This window comes from Streptomyces thermocarboxydovorans (assembly GCF_039524635.1).
Lineage (GTDB): Bacteria > Actinomycetota > Actinomycetes > Streptomycetales > Streptomycetaceae > Streptomyces > Streptomyces thermocarboxydovorans.
The window spans coordinates 56,805-71,144 of the sequence record NZ_BAAAGU010000027.1; the positions used below are offsets into that span (position 1 = coordinate 56,805).

A 14,340-nucleotide genomic window follows, 5' to 3' on the forward strand; every position below is an offset into this window, starting at 1 on the left:
TCCGCTGAGCTTGGGGTTAAGGTCTGAGCGACACACACAGGAGGCACTCGGTTGTTGTACGGCGCGATGAAGGTGACCATCGGGGGGCCGCTCAGGCTCGCCTTCAGGCCCTGGGTGGAAGGCCTGGAGAACGTCCCCGCCGAGGGTCCCGCGATCCTGGCCAGCAACCACCTGTCGTTCTCCGACTCGTTCTTCCTGCCGGCCGTGCTGGACCGCAAGGTCACCTTCATCGCCAAGGCCGAGTACTTCACCACACCCGGAGTGAAGGGCCGGCTCACCGCCGCCTTCTTCAAGGGCGTGGGCCAGCTGCCCGTGGACCGCTCCGGGGCGCGCGGCGCCGGTGAGGCCGCCGTGAAGAGCGGCATCGAGGTGCTTCAGCGCGGCGAGCTGTTCGGCATCTACCCCGAGGGCACCCGCTCGCCCGACGGCCGCCTCTACCGCGGCAAGCCCGGCGGCCTGGCCCGGGTGGCGCTCGCCACGGGCGCGCCCGTGATCCCGGTGGCCATGATCGACACGGAGAAGATCCAGCCGCCCGGGAAGATCGTCCCGAAGCTGATGCGGCCGGGCATCCGGATCGGCCGGCCGCTGGACTTCAGCCGCTACCAGGGCATGGAGCACGACCGTTTCGTGCTGCGCGCGGTGACCGACGAGGTCATGTACGAGATCATGAAGCTGTCCGGCCAGGAGTACGTCGACATGTACGCCACCGCCATGAAGCGGCAGCTCGCCGAGGCGGCCAAGGCCGAGAAGGCGGCCAGGGCCGCGCTCGCGCAGGCGGCGAAGGAACAGCGGCAGTCGGAGTAGGCTTCGGGCCCTCCGATCGGGGGTGGGGGAGTTGGCCAAGCGCGAGCGGGTCGTGAGGATGTCGGTCGAGCTGCCGCTGTGGCGTGCCCTGACCGCATACCGCGTGCTCACCATGGTGTACGCCATCGGTCTGTTCGTCACCGCGCACGAGAAGTTCGCCCGCCCCTGGGTCGCCATCGCCTACTACGCGGTGCTCGCGGTGTGGACGCTGGCCACGCTGCCCCGGGTGCGGAACGCGGCCTGCTGCACCAAGGGCTTCCTCGCCGCCGACCTCACCATCGCGCTGTCCGGCATCCTGCTCACCCTGGTCGCCGACTCGCCGGAGCGGATCGAGTCCGGCGGGCCCACCCTGCCGTCGATATGGACCGCCGGTTCGGTGCTGGCCTTCGCCATCAAGGGCGGCTGGCGCTGGGCGGCGCTCGCCTCCAGCCTCGTCGCCGTGGTCAACCTGATCGAACGCGGCAGCCCGGCCCGCGACACCGTGCACAACGTGATCCTGGTGTGGGTCGCCTCCATCGCCATCGGCTACGTCGTCGAGGTGGCCCGCGCCTCCGAGCGCACCCTCGCCCGCGCCCTGGAGATCGAGGCCGCGACCCGGGAGCGGGAGCGGCTCGCCCGGGACATCCACGACGGCGTGCTCCAGGTGCTCGCCATGGTGCAGCGGCGCGGCGCGGTGATCGGCGGCGAGGCGGCCGAGCTGGGCCGGCTCGCCGGCGAGCAGGAGGTGGCGCTGCGCACCCTGGTCTCCGGCGGCCTGGTGCCGGTGTCCCGGGCCTCGGAGGACGCCGCCGAGGGAGCGGTGGTGCGCACCGTGGAGGAGCCCGACGAGGACACCGGGGACGAACCGGTCGACCTGCGGGCCCTGCTCGCCCCGTACGCCGGGGCCCGGGTCAGCCTCGCCGAGCCGGGCGCGCCGGTGCGGCTGGCACCGGCCGCGGCGCGGGAGGTGGCCGCCGCCGTCGGCGCGGCCCTGGACAACGTGCGCAAGCACGCCGGGGAGCAGGCGCGGGCCTGGATCCTGGTCGAGGACGAGCCGGACGAGGTGATCGTCACCGTCCGCGACGACGGGCCCGGCATCCCCGAGGGCCGGCTCGCCCAGGCCGAGGGTGAGGGACGGCTCGGGGTGGCCCTGTCCATCCGGGGCCGGCTGCGGGATCTGGGCGGCAGCGCGGACGTGGTGTCGGTGCCCGGCCAGGGCACGGAGGTCGAGCTGAGGATTCCCAGGGCCGGGAACGGCCCGGACGAGACGAAGGACGCACGGGGGAAGGCGGAACGGAGATGACGGACACGAACGAAGGCGGCGCGCCGGTCAAGGTCATGGTGGTCGACGACCACCCGATGTGGCGCGACGCGGTCGCCCGCGACCTGTCCGAGTCGGGCTTCGAGGTGGTCGCCACGGCCGGCGACGGCGACCAGGCGGTCCGCCGTGCCAAGGCCACCGCTCCGGACGTGCTGGTGCTCGACCTGAACCTGCCCGGCAAGCCCGGCGTCCAGGTCTGCAAGGAGGTCGTGGCCGGCAACCCGGCGATACGGGTGCTGGTGCTGTCGGCGAGCGGTGAGCACGCCGACGTCCTGGAGGCGGTGAAGTCGGGCGCGACGGGCTATCTGCTGAAGTCGGCGTCCACCGAGGAACTGCAGGACGCGGTCCGCCGCACCGCCGCCGGCGACCCGGTGTTCACCCCCGGCCTGGCCGGGCTGGTCCTCGGCGAGTACCGCCGCCTCGCCTCCGAACCGGCGCCCGCCCCCGACGAGGACAGGTCCAGGGCGCCCCGGCTGACCGAGCGGGAGACCGAGGTGCTGCGCCTGGTCGCCAAGGGGCTGAGCTACAAGCAGATCGCCGAACGGCTCGTCATCTCCCACCGCACCGTGCAGAACCACGTGCAGAACACCCTCGGCAAGCTCCAGCTGCACAACCGGGTCGAGCTCGTCCGCTACGCCATCGAACGCGGCCTCGACGACGCGTGAGACGCGGGTCACACTGACCCTTCGTCAGGCACCCGCGGCGAAGGGACTGTGCCATGCGCGTCGGAGTACTGACCGGGGGCGGCGACTGCCCCGGCCGCAACGCGGTCATCCGGGCCGTCGTCCGCAAGGGCGTCCAGGAGTACGGCTACACCTTCACCGGCTTCCGGGACGGCTGGCGGGGCCCGCTGCTGGACCGCACCGTCCCCCTCGGCATCCCGGCCGTCCGCCCGCCCTGAAGGCCATGCGGGACGACGCCATCCTGATCAACTCCAGCCGCGGCGGCCTCATCGACACCGCCGCGCTCGTCGACGAGCTGCGCGCCGGCCGCTTCACCGGCGTCGGTCTCGACGTCTACGAGGCGGAGGCGGGCCTGTTCTTCCTCGACAAGTCCCTCACCCCCGTCGAGGACGACGTCCTGGTCCGCCTCGTCACCTTCCCGAACGTGCTGGTCACCTCGCACCAGGCGTACTACACCGTGGACGCCGTCCCCGAGATCATCGAGACCACGGTGCGCGACGTCCTCGACTACACCGCAGGCCGCCGCTCGGAGAACGTGCTGGTGCCGCGGAGCTGACCGATCAGCTCACGGACGATCGCCGCCCCGTTCAGCGTCAGCACCGACTCCGGGTGGAACTGCACGCCCGCGAAGCCCGGACCGCGCAGGGCGTGCACCTCGCCCGAGGGGTCGCGGCTCACCTCCACCCGGTGCGCGGCCAGTTCCGCGGCCGCCTCGTCGTCGCAGTGCGCCACGAAGCTGTTGTAGAAGCCGACCGTCTCCGGCCGCCCGAACAGGTCGATCCTGGTCTGCGCGCCCTGGTGGGGCACCTGCTTGCGGACGATCTCCAGCCCCAGTTCGGCCGCGATCAGCTCGTGCCCGAGGCAGACCCCGAGCACCCCCTGCCGGTGCGATGCCAGCGCCTTGGCGGTCAGGGCGCGCAGCAGGCGCATCTTCGGATCGCCGGGGCCGGAGGGGTCGCCGGGGCCGGGCCCGAGCACCAGCGGCCCCTCGTGCCCGAGCACCGTCTCGCGCAGTCCCGGCTCGTCGTAGCGCCGGACCGTCACCTCCAGACCGCCGGAGCGCAGCACATGCGCGAGCATCGCCGTGAAGGTGTCCTCCCCGTCCACCACCAGGGCGTGCCCGGTCAGCTCGGCGGACCGCTGCTGCATCCGCAGCCAGAACGGCGCGAGCGAGGCCCGCCGCCCGTCCAGCGCGGCCCGCACCCGGGGGTCGTCGGCCAGCCGGGGACGTGCCCGCTCCGCCCGCGGACGGGCGGGCCGCACGCCCAGCGCGGCGAGCACCCCGGCCGCCTTGGCATGGGTCTCCGCCACCTCGCCCGCCGGGTCCGAGCCGCGCACCAGCGTGGCCCCGACCGGCATCCGCAGCCGACCGGCCGCGTCGATGTCGGCGGTGCGGATGAGGATGGGCGAGTCCAGGGTCTGGGCGCCGCCCGCGTCCCGGCCGAGCAGCGCCAGCGCGCCCGCGTAGTAGCCGCGCCCGCCGGGCTCGTACCGCTCGATCACCCGGCAGGCGTTCTGCACCGGCGAGCCGGTGACGGTGGCCGCGAACATGGTCTCCTTCAGCACCTCGCGCACATCCAGCGTGGTCCGGCCGCGCAGCTCGTACTCGGTGTGCGCCAGGTGGGCCATCTCCTTCAGCCTGGGCCCGACCACCACACCGCCCATGTCGCCGACGGTGCACATCATCTTCAGCTCCTCGTCCACCACCATCGACAGCTCCTCGATCTCCTTGCCGTCGGCGAGGAAGCCGAGCAGGTGCTCGGGGGTGGGCCCCTCGGCGGGGTAGCGGTAGGTCCCGCTGATCGGGTTCATCACGACGGTCCCGCCGGAGACCCGCACATGCACCTCGGGGCTGGCACCCACCAGCGTGCGGTCCCCGGTGTGCACCACGAAGGTCCAGTAGGCGCCCCGCTCGCTCACCAGCAGCCGCCGGAACAGGGCGAGGGCGTCGGCCCTGCCGAACCCGGGGATCTCGCCCCGGTACGTGCGCCGGATCACGAAGTTCGCGCCCTCGCCGCGCCCGATCTCGTCCCGCAGCACCCGGCCGACGATCTCGCCGTACTCCTCGTCGCCGACGTCGAAGCCGCCGCCCTCCACCCGCACCGCGTGGTCCGGAAGCTGCTCCAGCGCCTCGGACAGGGGCAGCGTGCCGGACTCCTCGGGCGTCAGCACACTGAGCGGTGTCCCGTCGTCGCGGACGTCGAAGCCGCGCTCGCGGATCTGCCGGAAGGGGACCAGGGCGAGGCCCTCGCCGGGCAGGTCGGCGAGGCGCTCGTGCCGCGTGACGGGGCCGACGAGGACCTCGACCGTGTCGTGGTCGTGGCCCGGTGTGCGGCGGCGCAGCAGGGCGAACGGGCGGGGATCGTCGAGCAGACCGAGCAGGTTCACGGGTCCGGGCTCCTTGTCAGGGTCTCGTGGGAGACGACCGGAACGAGGGAGCGGGCCCGCCGCGAAACGCCGAAGGCCGCCCCTCGGGCGGCCTTCGCGAAGTTCTGGGAACGCGCAGTCAGCGGGCCGCCGGGAGAGCGGTCCACCACCAGTTCTGATTCTGGGCCGAATGCGCGAGCATGCCCCGACCCTAGCGCATCGGCGGCGCCGGCGGCGGGCGGCGCGGGGCAGCCTCGTCTCACTTGGTGAGCTGCGGGATGGACGGGGCGGCCGACCCCGTAATGTGGAGGTCGTGACCGTGAACGCTAAGACCAGCACGAGCGCTGGCAACACCTGGCGAAACCTGCCCGCGGCGCAGCAGCCCGAGTACCCCGACCCCGAGGCTCTGCGCGCAGTGATCGCGGACCTCGAGTCGTATCCGCCGCTCGTCTTCGCGGGCGAGTGCGACCAGCTGCGCGCCCGGATGGCGGCCGTCGCCAAGGGAGAGGCGTTCCTCCTCCAGGGCGGCGACTGCGCCGAGGCGTTCGACGCGGTGTCCGCCGACCAGATCCGCAACAAGCTCAAGACGCTGCTCCAGATGGGCGCCGTGCTCACGTACGCCGCCTCGGTGCCCGTGGTGAAGGTGGGCCGGATCGCCGGCCAGTACTCCAAGCCGCGCTCCAAGCCGACCGAGACCCGCGACGGCGTGACCCTGCCGTCCTACCGGGGCGACTCGGTCAACGGCTTCGAGTTCACCGAGGAGGCCCGCGTCCCGGACCCCGAGCGGCTCAAGCGGATGTACCACGCCTCGGCCTCCACGCTGAACCTGGTGCGCGCCTTCACCACCGGCGGCTACGCCGACCTGCGCCAGGTGCACGCCTGGAACCAGGACTTCGTGAAGTCGTCCCCGTCCGGTCAGCGCTACGAGCAGCTCGCCCGCGAGATCGACAACGCGCTGAACTTCATGCACGCCTGCGGGGCCGACCCGGAGGAGTTCAAGACCGTCGAGTTCTACTCCTCGCACGAGGCGCTGCTGCTCGACTACGAGACGGCGCTCACCCGCGTCGACTCGCGCACCGGGCTGCTGTACGACGTCTCCGCGCACATGGTGTGGATCGGTGAGCGCACCCGGCAGCTGGACCACGCGCACATCGAGTTCGCCTCGAAGATCCGCAACCCGATCGGCGTCAAGCTGGGCCCGACCACGACCGCCGAGGAGGCGCTGCAGTACATCGAGCGCCTGGACCCGGAGCGCGAGCCGGGCCGGCTGACCTTCATCGTCCGGATGGGCGCGGACAAGATCCGCGACAAGCTGCCCGAGCTGGTCGAGAAGGTCACCGCCTCCGGTGCCACCGTCGCCTGGGTGACCGACCCGATGCACGGCAACACCTTCGAGGCGGCCTCCGGGCACAAGACCCGCCGCTTCGACGACGTGCTCGACGAGGTGAAGGGCTTCTTCGAGGTCCACAAGGCGCTCGGCACCCACCCGGGCGGCATCCATGTGGAGCTGACCGGCGACGACGTCACCGAGTGCGTGGGCGGCGGCGACGAGATCTTCGTCGACGACCTCCACCAGCGGTACGAGACGGCCTGCGACCCGCGGCTCAACCGCAGTCAGTCGCTGGACCTGGCCTTCCTGGTCGCGGAGATGTACCGGGACCAGTGACCGGCCGGCGGCCGCCCGAGTGGTGACAGAAGCAAAGAGTGGGGCGCGGATCACATGCGATCCGCGCCCCGCGGCACTTTTCCGGCCACCCCCCGACGGGTAAGGTTAGGTTTGCCTCACCGATCCAGGGGGTCGGGATGGCACGACCCTTGGACTCGACCGGGAGGTGACCGCGTGTACGTCTGCAGTTGCTTCGGCATCACCGAGCAGCAGGTCAAGAAGCACGCGGAGGACGGTGCCTGCACCCCCCGCCAGATAGCGTCCGCCTGCAAGGCCGGCACCGACTGCGGGTCGTGCGTACGCCGCATCCAGGCGCTCCTCGGCCGCGGCACCTGCCCGCGGCGCGAGCTGGCCGACCAGGGCAAGCCGGTACTCGCCGAGGTCACCACTCTGAACCGGGCCGCCTAGCCCCCGCCCGCGGCCGGCTCCGGTCAGCTCTCCGGCTGCTCGATCACCTGGGCGATGTAGAGCGCCTCGCCGAGCTTCTCCACCAGCTCCAGCTGGGTCTCCAGGTAGTCGATGTGGTGCTCCTCGTCGGCGAGGATCGACTCGAAGATGTTCGCGGACGTGATGTCGCCCTTCTCGCGCATCAGCTTGATCCCGCGGCGCAGCCGGTCGATGGCCTCGACCTCGATCTGCTTGTCCGCCTCGAACATCTCCTTGACGGTCTGGCCCACCCGCACATGGAACAGCCGCTGGTAGTTCGGGAGCCCCTCCAGGAACAGGATCCGGTCGGTGAGCACCTCGGCGTGCTTCATCTCGTCGAACGACTCGGCCCGTGTGTACTTGGCCAGCTTGTACCAGCCGAGGTTCTCCTGCATCTTCGCGTGCAGGAAGTACTGGTTGATCGCGGTCAGCTCGGCGGTCAGCTGCTCGTTGAGGTACTCGATGACTTCGGGGTCGCCCTGCATCGCGGAGGCTCCTTCCACACGGAACTGGCGGGTTGCGCCGCATGATTCCACCGGTGCAGAAGATCGTCCAGTAAGTCTCTACTTAGTAAGTAAGTACAGGCTTAGTCCGTTTTGACCTGTCTTTTCAGTCTCTTTCGCTTTGCCCTGCTGTAAGGGGGGCAGGTCATGGGCATCGGTCCGGGTCTGTCAGGATGGAGACATGGGTCAGCCGGCGGAACGCGAATCGGGGGAGCGCACAGGAGAAGGAGCGGCACGGCTCGAGCTCCCGCCGGGACAGCGACTGCAGCGGGGCTGGCCGGTCACGCACTACGGACCGGTACCGAAGTTCCGGCCCGAGCGCTGGGAGTTCCGGGTGTTCGGCGCCACCGCCGACGGCGAGAAGCACTGCTGGACCCACGAGGAGTTCACCGCACTGCCGTACACCACCGTGGTGGCGGATCTGCACTGCGTCACCAAGTTCAGCATGGTCGGGGCGGAGTGGGGCGGCATCCCCGCCCGCACCATCCTCGAGATCGCCCCGCCCGCGCCCGACGTCACCCATGTGATGGTGTGGGCCGAGTACGGCTACAGCGCCAACCTGAGGCTCAGCGACTTCGCCTCCGAGCGCACCCTGTTCGCCACGCACAAGGACGGCGAGCTGCTCACCGCCGAGCACGGCTTCCCGCTGCGGCTGATCGTCCCCCATCTGTACGCGTGGAAGGGACCCAAATGGGTCCGCGGCGTGGAGTACATGACCGCCGACCGCCGGGGCTTCTGGGAGGAGCGCGGCTACCACAACATCGGCGACCCCTGGAAGGAGCAGCGCTACTCCTACCAGGAGGAGCCCGGGGACGGCCCCGAGCTCTGAGACTCCCGCTCGCGGCGCCCTCGCGGGTCAGCCGTCGCGCAGCTTCTTCAGCCGCTCCACGTCCGCCGCGTGCCCCTCCTTGCCGCCCGGGGTCTCGATGATCAGCGGGACGCCCTCGGTCGCCGGATGGGTCATCAGCGCCCGGAACGGCTCCTCGCCGATGTGGCCGGCGCCGATGTTGGCATGCCGGTCCTTGTGCGCGCCCACCACGTCCAGCGAGTCATTGGCGTGGATCAGCCTGAGCCGGCCCTCGCCGACGGTGTCCACCAGCTGATCCAGCGTCCGGTGCATCCCGTCCGGCCCGGTCAGGTCGTGGCCGGCCGCGAAGACATGGCAGGTGTCCAGGCACACCCCGAGCCTCGGATGGGCGTCCAGCGCCTCGAAGTACGGCCCGAGATCCCAGGTCCGCGAACACAGCGAGGCGCCCTGGCCCGCCGTGGGCTCCAGCAGCAGATACGGGTCGTCGTCCCGGGTCAGCTCGTCCAGCAGCGGCAGCATGCGCTCGCGCACCTGCTTCAGCGCCACCGAGCGCTCCCGCCCGCCGGTCGCGCTGCCGGTGTGCACCACCACGCCCAGCGCGCCGATCTCCCGCCCGCGGCGCAGCGAGTGCCGCAGCGAGGCGACCGAGAGCTCGGCGGTCGCCTCCGTGTGGGAGCCGAAGTTGATCAGATACGGGGCGTGCACATACGCCGGGATGCCCTCCTCGGCGCAGGCCGCCCGGAACGCCTCGTCCTGCCGCGGGCTGCCCACCGGGGTGGCCCAGCCGCGCGGGTTGGCGACGAAGACCTGCACGGCCTCGGCGCCCATCTCACGGGCGTAGGTCAGGCCGACGGAGTGCAGACCGCCGGCCACGGGCACATGGCCGCCGACCGGGTTGCGGGGGAGACGATCCTTCACCCGTTCAGGGTGTCATGACCGCCGGGGACCCAGGACCGGGGCCCCGGATCTCCACACATGTCACCGGATCTTGATGGTGATCGTCGAGCCCTTGGGCGCGGTCTCGCCGCCCGGCACCGACTGGCCCTTGACGGTGTCGCCGAACAGCCCGAGCAGACCCCGGTCCTCGTCGACCTCGAACCCGGCCGCCTCCAGCTTCTCCCTGGCCTCGTCCACGCTGTCGCCGGTCACGTCCGGCACCTCGACCATCTCCGGGCCCTTGGACAGCGTCAGCGTCACCGTGTCGCCCTCGGCCGCCCGGACGCCCGGACCCGGGTCCTGCCGGGCCACCTGGCCCGCCTCGTGCTCGGAGTTGACCCGCTCGGGAGCCACCTTCACCTTCAGCCCGGCCTCCCGCAGCGCCGCCCGCGCGTCCGCCAGGTCGTCGCCGGTCACGTCCGGCACATCCACCGGGCTGCCCTTGCTCACCGTGAGCGCCACCGCCGCGCCGCCGCGGACCTTGGTGCCCTTGCCCGGCTCGGTGGAGATCACCGAGCCGCGCGGCACGGTGCCGCTGAACTCGCGGGTGACCATGCCCGGCTCCAGGCCCTCCTCCTTCAGCAGGGCGCGCGCCTTGTCCAGCGGGTAGCCGTCGAGGTCGGGCACCCGCACCCGCTGCGGGCCCTTGGAGATCACCAGCGACACCGAGCCGTTGCCCCGGATCCGGGCGCCCGCCCTCGGGTCCGTGCTGATCACGGTGCCCCGCTCCACGGTGTCGCTGTACTCCTCGGTCACCTCGCCGACCTCGAGGCCCTCCTCGGCCAGCCGGTCCCGGGCCTGCTGCTCGGTCTTCGCCAGCAGCGGCGGCACCTTGGTGAACTGGCCCGAGTTGATGTACCAGATGCCGGTGCCGAGGCCGAGCACCAGCAGCACCGCCACCACCACGGTCACCGGGCCGCGCCGCACCGCCGGGCGCCGCCGGGGCGGCAGCGGCGGGGACGCCAGCCGGCTGGTGCGGTGCACGTCGCCCGCGTCCCCGTCGTCCGGTTCGTCCCCGTTCACCGGCAGCGGGCGGGGTACGGTCAGCGACCTGGGGATGACGCTCGTACGGTCCTCGGAGATGTCGTGCTCCGAGGACAGGGCCTGCGGCGGCACGGCGTCCAGCTGCTCGTCGTCGAGCCGGGCGCGCGCCTCGCGGACGCGGGCGAGCAGCGCCACCGCGTCCTGCGGGCGGATCTCGGCCGAGCGCGCCGTCGCGGCGGCCACCAGCTCGTCCAGTTCGTACGCCATGCCGGGCACCACGGCCGAGGGCGGCGGCACGTCGTCGTGCAGATGCTTGTACAGCACGGTCGCCGGGGAGTCGCCGTCGTGCGGCTTCTCGCCGGTGAGCATCTCGTAGAGCAGGATGCCGCAGGCGTAGACGTCGACCCGGGGATCGGCGGTGCCGTGCTCGATCTGCTCGGGCGCGAGGTAGGAGACCGTGCCGAGGACGGTGCCGGTGGTGTTGGTCACCGAGTCCACGGCACGTACGAGACCGAAGTCGGCGACCTTGACCCGGCCGTCGTCGCCGATGAGGACGTTCTCCGGCTTCATGTCCCGGTGCACGAAGCCGGCGCGGTGCGCGGCGCCGAGCGCGGCCAGCACCGGCTCCAGCACGTCCAGCGCGGCCCGCGGCTGGAGCGCGCCCCGCTCGCGCAGCACGTCCCGGAGGGTGCAGCCGGCGATGTACTCCATCGCCAGGTAGACGTACGCCCCGTCGGTGCCCTGGTCGAAGACCTGCACCACATTGGGGTGGGCCAGCCGTGCGACCGACTTCGCCTCCCGGATGAACCGCTCGACGAACGAGGCGTCGGCGGCGAGGGAGGGGTGCATCACCTTGACGGCGAGCACCCGGTCCAGGCGGGTGTCCAGGGCCCGGTAGACCGTTGCCATCCCGCCGACCGCGATCCGGGCGTCGACGCGATACCGGCCGTCGAGCACCTGCCCGACCAGAGGGTCCTGAAGGGTCGTGTCCACGCAGGGAGTCTACGAGCCACAACCGGCCCCCAGACCCCGTTCACCCCTGTCCAGGGCCCTATTGCAGCGGAGCTGTGACGCGTCTCGCACATCCGTGCGGCACGGACGGCCGCCCGCCGGAACCCGCCGGCAGGCGGGGCCGCCCCGGATCCCCCGGAAGCCGGGGCCGCTCGAAACCGGCCAGAGGCCGGGGCCGCCACGGATCCGCCGGAGGCCGGGGGCGTCACGGATCCGCCGGAGGCCGGGGCCGTCAAGGATCCGCCGGAGGCCGGGGGCGCTGTGGATCCGTCAGCCCCGGACCCTCAGAAGGCGGGCCGCTCCGGATCCAGGGCCGCGAGCCCCTCGGTCGGGGAGGACGCCTCGGCGAAACGCCGCCGCGGAATGCGTCCGGCCAGTCGCGCGAGCCTGCCCGCCTCCACCGCGCTGCGCATCGCCTGGGCCATCAGCACCGGCTCCTGGGCCCGGGTCACCGCGGACGCCAGCATCACCCCCGCACAGCCCAGCTCCATCGCCAGCGCCGCGTCCGACGCCGTACCGGCGCCCGCGTCCAGGATCACCGGCACCCCGGCCCGCTCCACGATCAGCTCGAAGTTGTGCGGGTTGCGGATGCCGAGCCCCGACCCGATGGGGGAGCCCAGCGGCATCACCGCGGCGCAGCCCACGTCCTCCAGCTTCCGGGCCAGCACCGGATCGTCGTTGGTGTACGGCAGCACCGTGAACCCGTCGTCCACCAGGGTCTCCGCCGCGTCCAGCAGCTCCACCGGGTCCGGCAGCAGGGTCCGCTCGTCGGCGATGACCTCCAGCTTGATCAGATCGGTGCCCAGCGCCTCCCGGGCCAGCCGCGCGGTGAGCACCGCCTCCCCGGCGGTGAAGCAGCCGGCCGTGTTCGGCAGCACCTGGATGCCCAGCTTCTGCAGCACGGACAGCACGGATCCGTGCACCGAGGGGTTCACCCGCCGCATCGCGACGGTGGTCAGCTCCGTTCCGGACGCCACCAGCGCCCGCTCCAGCACATCGAGGCTCGGCGCCCCTCCGGTGCCCATGATCAGGCGGGACGTGAAGGACGCACCGCCGAGGACGAGTGGATCGTCGGCCATGATCAGCCTCCCTGGACGGCGGTGAGGACTTCCACCCGGTCCCCCTCGGACAGGGGAGTGGAGGCCCACTGGGCACGCGGGACGACGGTCTCGTTGAGGGCCGCGGCCACCCCCGAGGGCGCCGCGGTGAGCGAGGCCACGACGGCGTCCAGCCGGGTGCCGGGCGCCACCTCGCGGGTCTCGCCGTTGACCGAGACGGTGAGAGCCGGGTTCGTGCCGGTCTTCGTCTTCGGCTTGGTGTCCGTGCGCGTGCGCGTCTTCGTGTCCGTGCTCGGGTTCGTGCTCGGGTTCGTGTCCGTGCTCGGGTTCGTGCTCGGGTTCGTGTCCGTGCTCGGGTTCGTGCTCATGCGTGTGTCCATGCGGGCTGCTCCCTGACTGGCTGCTCCTTGACTGCGTCGGCGGTGAAGCGCCGGGGCGTGAAGGGCCGGGCCTCCTCGGGAAGCCCACCGGTGGTCAGGACGTGCGCCATCACGTCCCCGGTGACCGGCGTCAGCAGCACTCCGTTGCGGTAGTGGCCGGTGGCCAGCAGCAGCCCCTCCAGGTCCGTCGGCCCGAGCAGCGGCGCGTTGTCGGGGGAGCCGGGCCGCAGCCCCGCCCGCGTCTCGGTGAGCGGCAGCTCGGTGATGCCCGGCACCAGCTCGTGGGCGTCCCGCAGCAGCTCGTACACCCCGCCGGCGGTGACGGTGGTGTCCCAGCCCAGCTCCTCGCTGGTCGCTCCGATCACCAGCTCGCCGCTCTCGCGCGGCACCAGATAGACCTGGCTGCCCCGCACCACCGCCCGCACCGTCCGGCTCAGGAACGGGCCGTGCCCGCCGGGCATGGTCAGCCTCAGGACCTGCCCCTTCACCGGCCGCACCGGGGGCAGCACCTCCTCGGGCACTCCCGCGAGCCGCCCGCTCAGGCTGCCCGCGGCCAGCACCACCTGCCCGGCGCTCAGCTCGGTGCCGTCCGCGGTGACCGCGCCGGCCGCCCGGCCGCCGGTGACGACCAGCCGCTCGGCCCAGGCGCGGTGCAGCACCGCACCCGCCCGCTCGCAGGCGGTGACCAGCGCGGCCGCCAGCCGCCGCGGGTCGATCTGGTGATCGCCGTCGACGCGCAGCCCGCCGCGCACACCCGGTGCCAGCATCGGCTCCAGCCGCCGGCACTCCCGCCCCGACAGCCACTGCGAGTCCAGCCCCGACCGCTGCTGCAGCGCGTGCAGCTCCCGCAGGTGTGCCCGGTCGTCGGCGTCCAGCGCCACCGCGAGCGTGCCGCAGCGGCGGTAGCCGGGATCGTGACCGGTGGCCTCGGCCAGCTCGGCGACGAAGGCCGGATAGCGGCGGGCCGAGGCGAGATTCAGGCCGAGCAGCGTCTCCTCGCCGTAGTGCAGCTCGGTGACGGCGGCCAGCATCCCGGCGGCCACCTGGGCGGCTCCGCCGCCCGGCTCGGGGTCGAGCACGGTGACCGACAGACCGCGCTGCGCGGCCCGCCAGGCCGTGACCAGACCGATGACACCGCCCCCGATGACGAGGACGTCGGACGTACGCGTGGGCGACATGGGCGTCCAGCCCCTCCCTTCGCCGGCATGACCCGGATCAGGTTCGTACGGTCGGAGGCCGCCAGCCTCCCTCTCAGCCCGGTGCGTCCGGGCTCCCGCGAGTGCTTCACCCGCCACCCTAGCCCCCGCCCGATCGCAGCCGTAAGGGAGCCTCCGCGAGCCCGGGCGGGGAGCGCAGGGGCGGCGGAGGGACACCACAGAGGAGCTTGCGGACGGTTTCCTGGCGGTGGGCCCTA

12 protein-coding genes, 3 pseudogenes and 1 riboswitch are annotated in these 14,340 nt (G+C 72.3%); of the genes and pseudogenes, 8 read left to right on the top strand and 7 right to left on the bottom strand.

From position 1 onward, the window contains the following. The first annotated feature begins 66 nt into the window (after positions 1–66). From ABD198_RS14575 to ABD198_RS14595, 5 genes and pseudogenes are all read left to right on the top strand, one after another. Complete coding sequence (locus ABD198_RS14575) at positions 67–804, top strand: lysophospholipid acyltransferase family protein (protein ID WP_344001217.1); 738 nt, start codon at positions 67–69, stop codon at positions 802–804. Between the two features lie 31 nt (positions 805–835). Continuing rightward, positions 836–2,086, top strand: a complete 1,251-nt coding sequence (gene macS, locus ABD198_RS14580) for a MacS family sensor histidine kinase (RefSeq protein WP_344001164.1) — start codon at positions 836–838, stop codon at positions 2,084–2,086. Further along, positions 2,083–2,769 (top strand): response regulator, encoded by a 687-nt coding sequence (locus ABD198_RS14585; RefSeq protein ID WP_344001167.1) that lies wholly within the window; start codon positions 2,083–2,085, stop codon positions 2,767–2,769. The genes macS and ABD198_RS14585 overlap by 4 nt, the downstream gene beginning before the upstream one ends. Before the next feature lie 53 nt (positions 2,770–2,822). Next, positions 2,823–2,996: pseudogene (locus ABD198_RS14590) on the top strand (6-phosphofructokinase); the annotation flags it as partial. Continuing rightward, a pseudogene (locus ABD198_RS14595) lies at positions 2,996–3,343 on the top strand (NAD(P)-dependent oxidoreductase); the annotation flags it as partial. The pseudogenes ABD198_RS14590 and ABD198_RS14595, both read left to right, overlap by 1 nt. On the opposite strand, the gene ABD198_RS14600 reads toward ABD198_RS14595, so the two are convergent. Continuing rightward, complete coding sequence (locus tag ABD198_RS14600; RefSeq protein ID WP_344001170.1) at positions 3,295–5,175, bottom strand: anthranilate synthase family protein; 1,881 nt, start codon at positions 5,173–5,175, stop codon at positions 3,295–3,297. The pseudogene ABD198_RS14595 and the gene ABD198_RS14600 sit on opposite strands and share 49 nt — an antisense overlap. Before the next feature lie 292 nt (positions 5,176–5,467). On the opposite strand from ABD198_RS14600, the gene ABD198_RS14605 reads away from it, so the two are divergent. Next, complete coding sequence (locus ABD198_RS14605; protein ID WP_344001173.1) at positions 5,468–6,820, top strand: class II 3-deoxy-7-phosphoheptulonate synthase; 1,353 nt, start codon at positions 5,468–5,470, stop codon at positions 6,818–6,820. A 174-nt stretch (positions 6,821–6,994) separates the two neighbouring features. Further along, entirely contained in the window at positions 6,995–7,228 is a 234-nt protein-coding gene (locus ABD198_RS14610; RefSeq protein ID WP_344001176.1) for a (2Fe-2S)-binding protein, read from the top strand. 23 nt (positions 7,229–7,251) lie between these two features. Here the strand turns inward: ABD198_RS14610 and bfr are convergent, their stop codons facing one another. Further along, positions 7,252–7,731: a bacterioferritin gene (gene bfr / locus ABD198_RS14615; RefSeq protein WP_344001178.1), complete on the bottom strand. Its 480-nt coding sequence runs from the start codon at positions 7,729–7,731 to the stop codon at positions 7,252–7,254. 199 nt (positions 7,732–7,930) lie between these two features. Between bfr and ABD198_RS14620 the strand changes: the two genes are divergently transcribed. Then, complete coding sequence (locus tag ABD198_RS14620) at positions 7,931–8,578, top strand: sulfite oxidase-like oxidoreductase (protein ID WP_344001180.1); 648 nt, start codon at positions 7,931–7,933, stop codon at positions 8,576–8,578. Between the two features lie 27 nt (positions 8,579–8,605). On the opposite strand, the gene ABD198_RS14625 is transcribed toward ABD198_RS14620, so the two are convergent. From ABD198_RS14625 to thiO, 5 genes and pseudogenes are all read right to left on the bottom strand, one after another. Next, on the bottom strand, positions 8,606–9,475 hold the full coding sequence (locus tag ABD198_RS14625) for a deoxyribonuclease IV (protein WP_344001182.1): 870 nt from the start codon (positions 9,473–9,475) through the stop codon (positions 8,606–8,608). Positions 9,476–9,535: 60 nt separating this feature from the next. Continuing rightward, positions 9,536–11,470, bottom strand: coding sequence for a Stk1 family PASTA domain-containing Ser/Thr kinase (gene pknB, locus ABD198_RS14630; protein WP_344001184.1), 1,935 nt, complete (start codon positions 11,468–11,470; stop codon positions 9,536–9,538). A gap of 302 nt (positions 11,471–11,772) precedes the next feature. Beyond that, a complete protein-coding gene (locus tag ABD198_RS14635; RefSeq protein ID WP_344001185.1) occupies positions 11,773–12,567 on the bottom strand; it encodes a thiazole synthase in 795 nt (264 codons plus the stop codon). A 2-nt stretch (positions 12,568–12,569) separates the two neighbouring features. Then, a pseudogene (thiS, locus tag ABD198_RS14640) lies at positions 12,570–12,770 on the bottom strand (sulfur carrier protein ThiS); the annotation flags it as partial. A gap of 140 nt (positions 12,771–12,910) precedes the next feature. Beyond that, positions 12,911–14,104 carry a glycine oxidase ThiO gene (gene thiO, locus ABD198_RS14645; RefSeq protein WP_344001187.1) on the bottom strand — a complete coding sequence of 398 codons (1,194 nt, stop codon included), beginning with the start codon at positions 14,102–14,104 and terminating at the stop codon, positions 12,911–12,913. Then, positions 14,102–14,213: riboswitch (TPP riboswitch) on the bottom strand. (Overlaps the previous gene by 3 nt.) Between the last annotated feature and the right edge of the window lie 127 nt (positions 14,214–14,340).